11 protein-coding genes are annotated in these 12,396 nt (G+C 39.9%); 10 read left to right on the top strand and 1 reads right to left on the bottom strand.

Translation table 11 applies throughout. The features are described 5' to 3' along the window. Nucleotides 1-98 precede the first annotated feature (98 nt). The 7 genes from PDT38_RS13520 to PDT38_RS13490 all read left to right on the top strand — a co-directional run bounded on the left by PDT38_RS13520 (nt 99) and on the right by PDT38_RS13490 (nt 4,716). Entirely contained in the window at nt 99-746 is a 648-nt protein-coding gene (locus PDT38_RS13520) for a class I SAM-dependent DNA methyltransferase (protein WP_270802327.1), read from the top strand. Between the two features lie 14 nt (nt 747-760). After that, nucleotides 761-1,459, top strand: coding sequence for a 5'-methylthioadenosine/S-adenosylhomocysteine nucleosidase (gene mtnN, locus PDT38_RS13515; RefSeq protein WP_270802325.1), 699 nt, complete (start codon nt 761-763; stop codon nt 1,457-1,459). 42 nt (nt 1,460-1,501) lie between these two features. Next, nucleotides 1,502-2,425: a PLP-dependent cysteine synthase family protein gene (locus PDT38_RS13510; protein ID WP_270802323.1), complete on the top strand. Its 924-nt coding sequence runs from the start codon at nt 1,502-1,504 to the stop codon at nt 2,423-2,425. A gap of 1 nt (nt 2,426) precedes the next feature. Beyond that, nucleotides 2,427-3,569: a bifunctional cystathionine gamma-lyase/homocysteine desulfhydrase gene (locus PDT38_RS13505; RefSeq protein WP_270802320.1), complete on the top strand. Its 1,143-nt coding sequence runs from the start codon at nt 2,427-2,429 to the stop codon at nt 3,567-3,569. 82 nt (nt 3,570-3,651) lie between these two features. After that, nucleotides 3,652-3,885, top strand: a complete 234-nt coding sequence (locus tag PDT38_RS13500; protein ID WP_270802318.1) for a YrhC family protein — start codon at nt 3,652-3,654, stop codon at nt 3,883-3,885. 377 nt (nt 3,886-4,262) lie between these two features. Further along, complete coding sequence (locus tag PDT38_RS13495) at nt 4,263-4,412, top strand: YrzI family small protein (RefSeq protein ID WP_270802316.1); 150 nt, start codon at nt 4,263-4,265, stop codon at nt 4,410-4,412. Nucleotides 4,413-4,572: 160 nt separating this feature from the next. Next, entirely contained in the window at nt 4,573-4,716 is a 144-nt protein-coding gene (locus tag PDT38_RS13490; protein ID WP_270802314.1) for a hypothetical protein, read from the top strand. A gap of 185 nt (nt 4,717-4,901) precedes the next feature. Here PDT38_RS13490 and PDT38_RS13485 read toward each other — a convergent pair whose 3' ends face one another. Next, nucleotides 4,902-5,051: a YjcZ family sporulation protein gene (locus tag PDT38_RS13485; RefSeq protein ID WP_270802311.1), complete on the bottom strand. Its 150-nt coding sequence runs from the start codon at nt 5,049-5,051 to the stop codon at nt 4,902-4,904. A 304-nt stretch (nt 5,052-5,355) separates the two neighbouring features. On the opposite strand from PDT38_RS13485, the gene PDT38_RS13480 reads away from it, so the two are divergent. The 3 genes from PDT38_RS13480 (at nt 5,356) to PDT38_RS13470 (ending at nt 12,375) form a co-directional block, all read left to right on the top strand. Continuing rightward, on the top strand, nt 5,356-8,433 hold the full coding sequence (locus PDT38_RS13480) for a S8 family peptidase (protein WP_270802309.1): 3,078 nt from the start codon (nt 5,356-5,358) through the stop codon (nt 8,431-8,433). Nucleotides 8,434-8,628: 195 nt separating this feature from the next. After that, nucleotides 8,629-9,201, top strand: coding sequence for a TetR/AcrR family transcriptional regulator (locus tag PDT38_RS13475; protein ID WP_270802307.1), 573 nt, complete (start codon nt 8,629-8,631; stop codon nt 9,199-9,201). 57 nt (nt 9,202-9,258) lie between these two features. Further along, the gene (locus PDT38_RS13470) at nt 9,259-12,375 is read left to right on the top strand and encodes a bifunctional cytochrome P450/NADPH--P450 reductase (RefSeq protein ID WP_270802539.1); all 3,117 of its coding nucleotides are present in this window, start codon (nt 9,259-9,261) and stop codon (nt 12,373-12,375) included. Nucleotides 12,376-12,396 lie beyond the last annotated feature (21 nt).

Raw genomic sequence — 12,396 nt, 5'->3', positions numbered from 1 at the left:
CTACCTAAATAAAAGTTCGATATGTTATGATAAGAACTAATTGATCATTAAATTCATACTATACTTATAGGTATTATAAAGATTGGAGAGTGAAACCAGTGGGAAGAGAGTTCATTCCTTTATTTGAGAATTGGGCAGAATCCTATGATGATACAGTGGCTGGCCATGATATTCAATATCGAGAGGTATTCCGCAACTATGATAAGATTTTGAGTGATGTTGTCAAACATTCGGGCTTTAACGTTCTCGAATTTGGTGTTGGAACTGGAAATTTGACAGCGAAATTAGCCGCTGCTGAAAAACAAGTATTAGGGATTGAACCGTCAAAAACAATGAGGGAAATCGCCAAACAAAAGCTACCTGAACATGTAGTTGTTACAGATGGGGATTTTATTGATTTTCCATCACCACCGTTTTCTCCTGATACAATTGTCAGCTCATATGCTTTTCACCATTTGACAAATCAAGAAAAACGAGAAGCGATAAGGAGATATGGAAAAATCCTTAACGAGCATGGTAAAATAGTGTTTGCTGATACTGTCTTCAGGGATCACAAAGCCTTCATAGCTGCGATCGAAAATGCAAAAAAGAAAGGCTTTTATCAACTGGCAGAAGATCTTGAAACAGAACATTATCCAACGATTTCTGAAATGGAAGAGATCTTTACTTCAGAACATTTTAGGATCGCCTTTCAACAATATAATGATTTTGTCTGGGTCATGGAAGCAGTAAAAATGAAAACTTGAAGGGATGTTAACATATGAAGATCGCCATTATCGGAGCAATGGAAGAAGAAGTGACAATTCTACGAAGCCAATTAAAACAATCAAAAACAGAAGTGATAGCAAACTGTGAATTTACAAGCGGAAGCTATGAAGAAAAAGAGATTGTCTTATTGAAATCAGGCATCGGTAAAGTAAATGCTGCCATGAGTACGACGATTTTACTTGACCGCTTTAAACCGGATTATGTCATCAACACTGGATCAGCCGGAGGGTTTCATCATGCATTAAATGTCGGTGATATTGTGATTTCTACTGAAGTTCGCCACCATGATGTTGATGTTACAGCTTTTGATTATGAATATGGACAGGTCCCTCAATTACCAGCCGCTTTTCAGGCTGACAATCAATTAATCAAAATAGCTGAGGAAGAAGCTAGAGAGCTTTCACATATTCAAATTGTGAAAGGGACGATTGCTACTGGTGACTCCTTTATGAGCGATCCTGAACGAGTAGCATTCATCCGCAGTAAATTTGAAAATCTGTATGCTGTTGAAATGGAAGCAGCAGCTGTTGCACAAGTTTGCCATCAATTCACTGTTCCGTTTGTTGTGATTAGAGCACTTTCAGATATTGCTGGAAAAGAGTCGGAAGTGTCGTTTGATCAATTCCTGGAACAGGCTGCACAACATTCAACAGAACTTGTACTTCGGATGGTAAAAAAAATCAATGAATAGAGAGGGAGCTCTTCCCTTTCTTTTGAAAAGGAGGAGAAAACTTTGAATGTGATTACAGATATCACACAATTAATAGGGCAAACACCACTTTTACAACTGTTACATTTTCAAACGCCTCAAGGTGTTAACGTCTATGCAAAACTTGAAATGATGAATCCGGGTGGGAGCATTAAAGATCGGTTGGGAGACATGTTGATTTCAGATGCACTCACTTCTGGAAAGTTAACATCAGGCGGGACTGTAATTGAAGCTACGGCTGGTAATACAGGAATCGGCTTAGCGCTAACTGCCAGAAAGTACGGTCTCAACTCGATTTTTTGTGTTCCTGAACATTTTAGTATGGAAAAACAAGCGATCATGAAGGCACTAGGTGCGAAAATTGTTCATACACCAAGAAATGAAGGGATGAAAGGGGCAATTGCAAAGGCGCTTGAGCTTGAGAAAGAGATTGACAATTCCCATTGTTTTTTGCAGTTTAAAAACCAAGTAAATCCATTGGTTTACTATAAGACGCTCGCTCCTGAAATCTGGAATGATCTTGATGGCAAGGTTGATATATTTGTTGCTGGTGCCGGATCAGGTGGTACATTTGCCGGGACTGCACGGTTTTTAAAAGAAAAAAGATCGTCCATTAAAACGGTAATCGTTGAACCGGAGGGTTCAATATTAAACGGGGGAGAGCCGCATGGGCATAAAACCGAAGGGATCGGAATGGAATTCATACCTGAATATATGGATCAAAGCCATTTTGATGAGATTTATACCGTTTCCGATCAAGATGCTTTCCGTCTTGTGAAAGAGGCAGCGGAAAAAGAGGGGCTTCTAATTGGAAGTTCATCAGGTGCCGCTTTATTTGCCGCATTAAAAGAAGCTGAACATGCGAAAGAAGGCACAAATATTGTGACGATATTTCCTGACAGTAGTGACCGTTATTTAAGCAAAAAAATATATGAAGGAGGCATTTAGTATGAAACAAAAAACAAAAATGATTCATGGTGGAATCACAGGTGATGAAACAACCGGTGCTGTCTCAGTTCCCATTTATCAGGTTAGCACCTATAAACAACCAAGAGCAGGGATGCACACAGGATATGAATATTCAAGAACAGGAAACCCAACAAGAGCCGCACTGGAATCATTAATCACAGAGCTTGAAGGGGGAGCGGCAGGTTATGCGTTTAGTTCCGGAATGGCGGCCATAAGTGCGGTGATGATGCTATTTAACCATGGCGACCATGTCATTTTAACAGATGACGTATATGGTGGAACATACCGAGTCATGGCGAAAGTCTTCAACCGTATGGGCATTGAAACAACATTTTGCGATACAAGCAGTATGGATCAGATTGAAAATGCGATCAAACCAAACACAAAAGCTATTTACATTGAGACACCAACAAATCCACTTTTAAAAATTACAGATTTGCAAATGGTCTCTGAAATAACCAAAAAACATCAGCTCTTCTTTATCGTTGATAATACGTTTAATACACCATATTTTCAAAACCCGATTTCATTTGGTGCTGACATTGTTCTTCACAGTGCAACTAAATATTTGGGGGGTCACAGTGATGTCGTTGGCGGACTAGTCGTGACTGCTACTAAAGCATTAGGGGAACAGCTTCATTTTATTCAAAACTCTACAGGAGGCATTCTTGGGCCTCAGGACGCTTGGTTACTCATGAGAGGCATGAAAACATTAGCCTTAAGAATGGAAGCTCATGAGCAAAATGCTCGAAAAATTGGCCAATTTTTAGAAAGTCATAAAGCTGTACAAAAGGTGTATGACCCAGGTTCTCCGTCCCACTCCGGTCACAAGGTTGCCAAACGACAAAGCAGAGGATTTGGTGGAATGCTTTCTTTTGACATTGGGAAGGAGCAACATGTCGACCTTGTTTTAGAAAGACTAAAACTGTTTACGATAGCCGAAAGCTTAGGAGCCGTTGAAAGCTTAATCTCGGTACCCGCACGAATGACTCATGCATCGATTCCGCAAGATCGTCGTCTTGAGCTGGGGATTACTGATGGCTTGATTCGCATTTCCGTTGGGATTGAAGATATTGATGATCTCCTAGAAGACTTAAAGCAAGCATTAGCTCCGCTTGCTTGATTACCTGAATTTACATGTCCAGCAAACTGTTATGCTATGTTATTCTAAATGATATCTTATATGAATCTAAATAGGTGATCATATGCATAAGAAAAAAGTAAAAGCTTTGATGGAAGATTACAAGCAGTTTGCCTTTACACTACTCAGTGTCAGTGCTTTTTTGTATATCGGCACCATCATCCCTAATCAAGGGCTAACATTATTCCAACAATCGGTGATGATGTTTGCGACATGCATTTTTTTAGCTGGTGCTTTCTTTTGTGTGAAGCGTTCACTCAAATATAAAAAACAATTAGATAAAATGGAAGAATCATAAACAGAGAGTCTTAAGGCTTTCTGTATTTTTTTGTGTCCATTTTTTGAAAAAAAGGTTTACAAACAGGAAGTTGATGGATATACTTACAAAGTAATCAAAAAAGTAAGGAGGTTGATGAACATGAAATCGGAATTGGCTACATACACTAGACTTTGTGAATATATGTTTCATTCAACCTGTGGGAGAGATTGTGCCCTTCCTTAACCATTGCTTTTTACAAAATACGTTAGGAAGTTAGAACACAATATGCTTTCCTTCTCGCAAGATAAAGACGTCGTTTTGTTTTTGTCTGGCGGTTTTTGTTTGCACCCGCAGGTTTGTCAAATGATCTGCGGGTTGTTTATGTTTTGTAGCGAACTTTAAAGGAGGTGAGTGATATGACGATTAATTTATTCTTCTTAACACTAACGATTCAAAAAAAATTCAAAAGTCCAGAAGAGTATGAACGAGAACATCAGATTGAACAGCTGTACAATGAAATGAAAGAGCGACAGTTAAAGTATCTTTATTTGAATAGCCAACGCTAATCAAAACGAGAATGAAAGGAGAGATTGCTATGATGTATAGAAGGGAACTACTGGCACATTATACACAGGAGAAAGATCAAGTATAGTTATTTCTTAAATAGGTCCATCCTTCAATGATCTGCATATGAATATTAAAAACATAAGAGAGGGATGCAGATTCATGATGAAAGATCACAGAATGTCTTTTATCGGTCATGGTTATTCATCTATGCCACATTCTTTTAAGCATGGTTATGGTAATCCATATCGCCGACAAAGAATTGAAAGAACTCGACGAGCCGGTTTGTGGTTGCCTTATTGGTAATTCAGTAGGAATCCCTGACCGCTTTCTACATGAAAAAGGAACAGAAAACGTCGTTTTCTGTTCCTTTTCGGATTAGATGCGAGCAAATCCTCAGCAAAGCGCCGTTAAAGACAAGATTTAGCCTCCTACGGAAAAAGAGAAATCAATCTCGTTATGAGCAGCAATGACAGGATAAGATTTCCTAATTAGTACACCCAGCATGCGCCTACAATGATCAAGAGAATGAAAAGAACGACGATTAGCGCGAATCCACCGCCATAGCCAACTCCGCCGCCATAACCGTATCCACCGCCATAACCGCAGCAGCGACCTGGATATCCAAAACCGAAGCCCATAAAAAAAGCACCACCTTTTTAAAGTTAAATTTCCATACATCCTATGCATTTATAAGAAAAATTGATAGGGCGGATAGATCACTTCACGAAAAAAGATCTTCCAGTTTGCCGCGCCCTGCCCATTCACTTTCTGTTATATATACACGATACATAGGTACAAATGACCGTCTGGCACTATGAATTCTAATAGCCCTATTAGTACATATGTTGGCTTTTAACAGAAAACTATTCCAATAAGTTGATAATCATGGTTTAATATTAGCAAAGTGAATATGTTTAACTAAATTTGGCGGAGGTGTGCCATATGGAAAAAAGAAAGGTTTGTGTTTTCTTTGTTTTCATCCTCATGTTTACACTTGTATTTGGACAGTTTCCCGCTGTAAAGGCCATGGCGGCAGAAAACCAATCATCTTTTGAAGAAACGACACTAACAAACAGTTCACCAGTGAATACAGTATTTAAAAATCAAGAAAAAGAACATTGGTATAAAATAGAGCCTCAACAAAAGGAAATCGCAAATTACACACACTTTCGCATCAAACTCCAATCAGAAAAAGAGCTGACTATCTCGATTTATTCCAGCATAGATCATGCTGTTAAAGGCCATACATTTGGTCGGTATATCGGTTATTCCTATTCAAAGCATCCCGCAGTCATTGACTTTCCAATCGCCTGGAAAGGTCCCTACTATATTAAGATTGAAAATAATCAAGAAGAAACTCTACAACATCAAGACATTCCATACACCATCAGTTATCAAGGCGTCACCCTTTCACCATCAGACCAACAGGAAGAAGAATTAAGCACACCAGAAAAGACAAGCTTCAAACATTTGAGCATAATCAGAGATCATTTATTTAAAAAAACTGATAAAGGAAACAAATGGTCTTCCGTATATGATAAAGCTGCTCCCTTCATAGGTTCTAAATTGCTGTCTAAACAATCAATCCGGAATACGGTGTCTAGCGATTTAGTTCAATTGAAATCGCTGTTTGCTGATATCGCAAAAAACGGACAGGCGAGTCAATACACGATAACAAAAGAGGACCAAAAAGCGATCCATCGCCTTCATAAAACAGTACGTGCTGCCGTTCCTCAATCACTCAAAAAGCAAATGGATCAAATCATAAAAGATATTAAAATTGAAGATTTGGCAGGTAGCAAAGTGTCAACAGTACTAGAAAGAGCAGGTCTTACAGAAAGTCTGAAAATCGCAGCAAAAAATCGCTATATTGTGAAATTAAAAGATAACAAAAGATTGCATTCTTTCAAAGCAAAAGTGAAATCTTTTGGGGCTGGCACTGTCGACTCCCTCTCAAAAAGTAAAATGTTTAAAAATATGTATGTGGTGGAGATGGATCAACATCATACAAACGGCTATCACACAGCCGCTACTGGTAAAATATCGAGGTTGCCTGAGGTGGAATTTATCGAACCAGTTCGGCAGTATCATGCGTTATCAGCTGATGTTCAGTATCCTTATCAATGGTCACTTAAAAATAGTAGCAAGCCTATAGATATTCAATTTGAAAAACTTCAGAAACTTCTGGTCAACAAACCGCTTCAAGATACAGTGATTGCTGTTGTTGACACAGGTGTTGACCATACACTTCAAGATTTAAGTGACAGTGTCGAACAAGAATCCGGATTTAATTATATTAGCCGTAATGGGGATGCAATGGATGATAACGGACATGGCACACATGTTTCCGGGATTATCGCAGCTGCTGCTGATAATCATTATTCAATGGCTGGAATTAATCCGCATGCGAAAATTCTCCCTGTGAAAGTTTTGGATCGTTCAGGGGAAGGAGATACTGAAAAAATCGCCTACGGGATTATCTATGCTGTCGATCACGGGGCAAAAGTCATTAATCTAAGTCTTGGCGGGCCGTACAGCAGGGTGATTGAATATGCTTTGAAATACGCAGAAAGCAAAAATGTGACGGTGATTACTGCAAGTGGAAATGAGGGCGCTTCAGAACTCTCCTATCCCGCATCTTCAAAATATACGATTTCAGTTGGAGCAACCAATCAACTAGCCCTTGTCTCAGACTATTCCAACTATGGTAAAGGGCTTGACCTGGTCGCGCCAGGAAGTGATATTCCAAGCCTTGTTCCTGATGGCAATGTCGTTTATATGAGTGGAACATCAATGGCAGCACCGCACGTTTCTGCTGTCGCCGGGCTTCTCATTTCACAACATCCGTCATTAAAACCGAACCAGGTAGCAAAGATTTTAAAGGAAACAACTGCTGATGTCACATTTAATGAAGAGGATAATCCTTATCGTGATGACATTGATTTTGATGGAGAACCCGACAAACAAGTACCTGGATATCATATCATTTCTGGCTGGGGCAAACTCAATGCATTCTATGCGTTTAGTGTCTTTGAACTCAACTTGAAAGTCAACCCTGTGTTAAATCACCAATCAGCCGTTACGGGTACGGCTAAAAGTGGTTCAACTGTGAAAGTAATCAGCGGAAATAAAACATTAGGTGTAGGCAAAGCAGGGAACTCTGGAACGTTTAAAGTGAACATCCCGGTACAGCAAACAAATCAAGTTCTCCATGTGTTGGCTTCAGGCGGTCAGGCGGAAGCTACACTCAGAGTCGTTGTTGAAAAAGCACCGCAAAAACCATCAGTGAAACGCGTCACTAACAAAGATAATTATGTGACAGGCAAAACGTTACCAGGTTATACAGTTCAGATTAAAGATCAATCCAAAAAAATCATTGCGACCGGAAAAGCTGATTCTTCAGGTATATTTAAAGTAAAAGTCAAGAAACAAACAGAGTATACGGTTTTATATGTTTCTGCTTCTGCAGATGTTTACAGGGAAAGCGGCGATGTCAAAGTCATAGTGGCTGACGCTATTCCACCAAGTGCACCAAAAATTCATTCAGTCACTGATAAAAGTAAGGTCATCACAGGTAAAACGGAAGCCAACGCGTTAGTTATAGCAAAAGTAAAAGGGAAAACAATTTGTACTGGTAAAGCAAATGGCAAAGGTGAATTTCGTCTGAAAGTCAGCAAACAAAAAGCAGGAACAACAATTACAGTGACAGCAAAAGATAGAGCAGGAAATATCAGCAAAGCGGCGAAAACGACCGTAAAAGACAAAACACCGCCTTCTGCACCAAAGGCTTATACCGTCACTAATAAAAGCACCACTGTAAAAGGAAAAGCTGAAGCAAATGCCAATATAAGGATCAAAGTTGGTAAAAAAACAATTGGCACTGGTAGAGTGAATAAAAAAGGCCAATATGTTGTTAAAATCAAAAAACAAAAGCCAAAAACTGTTTTGACAGTTATCGCAATTGACAAAGCTGGAAATGCGAGCAAAGCGAGCCAAGTCAAGGTCAAAAAAGCAAAATAGGTTTAGCAGAGGGAGCTGTCTTAAAGCAGCTCTTTTTTTGATGGCTGATTTAAATAAGCAATAATGCCTATGAACCAACATAATGAAAATTTCCTGATTTTACTTTTTTGCTTTTTTAAAAAAGGTTTTTTAAAAGTGGCTGTCAAATTAAAAACGGAATGAACGTTCATTCCGTTCCGAAGGAGGTTACTTTTAATGCCCGAAACCAAATATGACAAAATCATTGATGCTTCACTCGCCCTGTTCGCAGAGCGCGGTTTTGATGCAACAACGATTCCGATGATTGCTGAGAAGGCAAATGTCGGAGCCGGGACGATTTACCGCTATTTTGATAGCAAAGAAGATCTTGTGAATGTGCTATTTCAACAAAGTGTCAAGCGCTTCATGAAAAAATTAAAAAAAGGGTATCCGGCACAATCAGGATGTGTTTACGAACAATTTCAGCACATTTTTCGCAGTCTATTCAAGTTTTCTCAGGAAAATGTTGATGCGCTCTATTTTTTAGAAATTGATAAAACCGCGCATTATTTAACAGAGAAAAGCCGCGAAGTTCTCAATGAACTATTGAATTTTATCTATTTATTTTTTGAAAAAGGGAAACAGGCAAACATGATTCGTTCACTGCCTTCCCATATTTTGAGCGCTATTGTCTTCGGTATCTTTGTGAATATTCAAAAGCTCGTAAGGGCTGGGGAAATCCAAATTCCCTGTGAGTTAATTGAAGAAATTGAAGAGAGTTCTTGGAATGCCATTAAGCGTCATGGATGACATAGTGTTTTTTAAAAGAAAGGATGATTTGAAGTGAATCAACTAAGCGAAATTCCTATGCCAAAAACATACGGGCCGCTTGGGAATCTTCCATTGCTTGACAAAGGGAAACCTACTCAGTCCTTATGGAAAATTGCAGCTGAGATGGGACCGATTTTTCAATTTAAGTTTTCTGGCACTGATGTCGTATTTATTTCTAACTGTGAATTAGCTAGTGAGGTTTGTGATGAATCTCGATTTGCAAAAAACTTATCTAAAGGACTTCAGAAAGTTCGGGCTTTTGCAGGTGATGGTTTATTCACTAGTTGGACAGAAGAGCCAAACTGGCGGAAAGCACACAACATTCTGTTGCCAAGCTTTAGCCAAAGAGCGATGAAAGGCTACCATTCGTTGATGCTTGATATTGCCATGCAGCTCATCCAAAAATGGTCTCGGTTAAATGAGAACGAGAGTATTGATGTGCCTGAAGACATGACCCGACTCACATTGGACACGATCGGTTTGTGCGGTTTTAATTACCGTTTTAACAGTTTTTATCGAGAAAAGATGCATCCTTTCATCATCAGTATGGTACGTGGTTTAAATGAGTCGATGCGACAAATGAAACGTCTGGCTTTGCAAGATCAGCTGATGTTCAAAACAAGGCGGAATTTTAACCGTGATATTGAGCTGATGTTTTCTTATGTTGATCAGATTATTGCTGAGCGCAAACAAAACGCCGACAAAACCGGGAATGATCTGCTCTCTCTGATGCTGCATGCAAAAGATCCTGAAACAGGAGAAAAACTTGATGACAAAAACATTCGCTATCAAATGATTACTTTCTTAATTGCAGGACATGAAACAACGAGCGGTTTGTTATCCTTTGCACTCTATCTTTTGCTGAAGCATCCCGATATTTTAAAAAAAGCGTATGATGAAGCCGATCGCGTCCTGACAGATCTTCAACCTTCTTATCAACAGGTAAAGCAGTTGAAATACATTCGAATGATCTTAAACGAATCATTAAGACTGTGGCCGACAGCTCCAGGTTTTTCACTCTATGCCAAAGAAGAAACCGTGATCGGTGGGAAATATTTGATTCCTAAAGGACAAAACGTGACGGTTTTAGCTCCGGTTTTGCATCGGGATCAGAGCGTTTGGGGAAAAGATGTCGAAGCATTCCGTCCTGAGCGGTTTGAGCAGATGGAAAACATTCCGCCGCATGCCTACAAACCGTTCGGAAATGGTCAGAGGGCCTGTATTGGTATGCAATTTGCTCTTCATGAAGCAACAATGGTACTCGGTCTGATTTTTCAACACTTTGAGCTTAACGATTATTCAAATTACCAACTCAAAGTCAAAGAGTCATTAACGATCAAGCCAGAAGGATTTACGATGCGGGTGAAACCGAGAAACAAAAAGGTACAAAGTAAGCAAACAGAAGAACGCAGATCACAACAGATGGAAAAACATGCCCATGGAACACCACTTCTCGTTCTCTACGGATCAAACCTTGGAACCGCTGAAAGCCTTGCGGGAGAGATTGCCGACCAAGCGAATGTTCAAGGATATAAATGCAAGGTGGCTGCTCTTGACAAATGTATAGGAAAGATGCCGCAAGAGGGGGCGGTGATTGTGATCACCTCTTCTTATAATGGGAATCCCCCTGACAATGCACGTGAATTTGTAAATTGGCTTGAACAGGAACAAAAAGAAAATTTGAACGGTATTCAATATGCTGTATTCGGATGTGGAAATCGTAACTGGGCAAGTACTTATCAGCGGATTCCCCGTCTGATAGACAGCCTTTTTGAAAAAAAAGGTGCGACAAGGCTGCAAATGCTCGGAGAAGGTGATGTAAACGCTGACTTTGAGCATCAGTTTGAAACGTGGCGAAACAGTTTATGGTCAAATTTGCGGGAGATATTCTCATTACATGAACATGACCAAGCAAAATTAGACAGACACTCTCTATCGATTGAGTGGATCAATGCAACACCCGCCTCACCGCTTGCACAAACTTACGATGCTTTCACAGCCCAAGTATTAACAAACCGTGAACTTCAGCAAGAAAAGAGCGGAAGAAGTACCCGTCATATTGAAGTATCTTTGCCTGAAGGAATCAAATTTTCTGAAGGTGATCATCTCGGTGTCTTGCCAAAAAATAGTCCTAAGCTGATGAACCGAGTGCTTAGGCGTTTCGAATTAAGTGGAAATGAACAAATCCAGATTAATAGTAGCCGCGATGTTTCTCATTTACCTTTAAACCAACCGGTCGATCTCATCAATCTGTTTGAAAACTGTGTTGAGTTGCAAGAACCTGCAACAAGAGTACAAATACGGGCATTAGCTGTTCATACAACATGTCCACCCCATAAACGAGAATTGGAAGAACTGTTAAACGATCAAACTTATCAAGAGATTGTCTTGACCAAGCGCTTATCAATGCTTGATTTGCTAGAACAATACCCGGCTTGTGAACTGCCATTTGCCCGTTTTCTCGCACTTTTACCATCACTTAAGCCAAGATATTATTCTATTTCAAGCTCACCACGGCAAAATCAGCGGCAAGCAAGTATTACTGTTGCCGTTGTCAACGGTCCAGCATTGAGTGGGCACGGTCATTATGATGGAGTTGCCTCAAACTATCTGGCGATGCTTTCTTCTGGAGACAGCGTGACTTGCTTTATTCACCAGTCTCAGTTTGGTTTTCAACTACCTAAAGATTTTGAAACACCGATTATTATGGTTGGACCGGGAACAGGGATTGCTCCATTCCGTGGCTTTCTTCAGGCACGGCTCAACCAAAAACAAGCGGGGGCAAGTCTTGGTGAAGCTCACCTTTACTTTGGTTGTCGACATCCTAAACAGGACTATCTCTATCAAGATGAATTGGAAAAGGCGGTACAAGATGGGATTGTGCATCTGCACACAGCTTTTTCTCGTCTTGAAGATCGTCCGAAAGCATATGTCCAAGATCTGATGAAGGAAGATGAAGAAAGACTTATCGATTTGCTCTGCAATGGTGCATATCTCTACGTTTGCGGTGATGCCAATCAGATGGCCCCTGACGTTGAGAAAGTGCTTCGAGATGCTTATCAAACCATCTTTAAAACAGATGAGGTTGAAGCAGAAAACTGGTTGAATAAACTGCAAACAGACATGCGTTATGTGAAAGATGTATGGAGCTAAAAAGCACAAAGAGACATTCTT

This window comes from Bacillus changyiensis, from assembly GCF_027706145.1.
Lineage (GTDB): Bacteria > Bacillota > Bacilli > Bacillales > Bacillaceae > Bacillus > Bacillus changyiensis.
Note: the sequence above shows the minus strand (reverse complement) of the source record. Positions and strands in the feature narration are given on the sequence as shown.

Coding starts and splice junctions, on each gene's coding strand:
- mtnN (WP_270802325.1), top strand. CDS start 761: ATGAAGATCGCCATTATCGGAGCAATGGAAGAAGAAGTGACAATTCTA.
- PDT38_RS13505 (WP_270802320.1), top strand. CDS start 2,427: ATGAAACAAAAAACAAAAATGATTCATGGTGGAATCACAGGTGATGAA.
- PDT38_RS13500 (WP_270802318.1), top strand. CDS start 3,652: ATGCATAAGAAAAAAGTAAAAGCTTTGATGGAAGATTACAAGCAGTTT.
- PDT38_RS13495 (WP_270802316.1), top strand. CDS start 4,263: ATGACGATTAATTTATTCTTCTTAACACTAACGATTCAAAAAAAATTC.
- PDT38_RS13490 (WP_270802314.1), top strand. CDS start 4,573: ATGATGAAAGATCACAGAATGTCTTTTATCGGTCATGGTTATTCATCT.
- PDT38_RS13485 (WP_270802311.1), bottom strand. CDS start 5,051: ATGGGCTTCGGTTTTGGATATCCAGGTCGCTGCTGCGGTTATGGCGGT.
- PDT38_RS13480 (WP_270802309.1), top strand. CDS start 5,356: ATGGAAAAAAGAAAGGTTTGTGTTTTCTTTGTTTTCATCCTCATGTTT.
- PDT38_RS13475 (WP_270802307.1), top strand. CDS start 8,629: ATGCCCGAAACCAAATATGACAAAATCATTGATGCTTCACTCGCCCTG.
- PDT38_RS13470 (WP_270802539.1), top strand. CDS start 9,259: ATGCCAAAAACATACGGGCCGCTTGGGAATCTTCCATTGCTTGACAAA.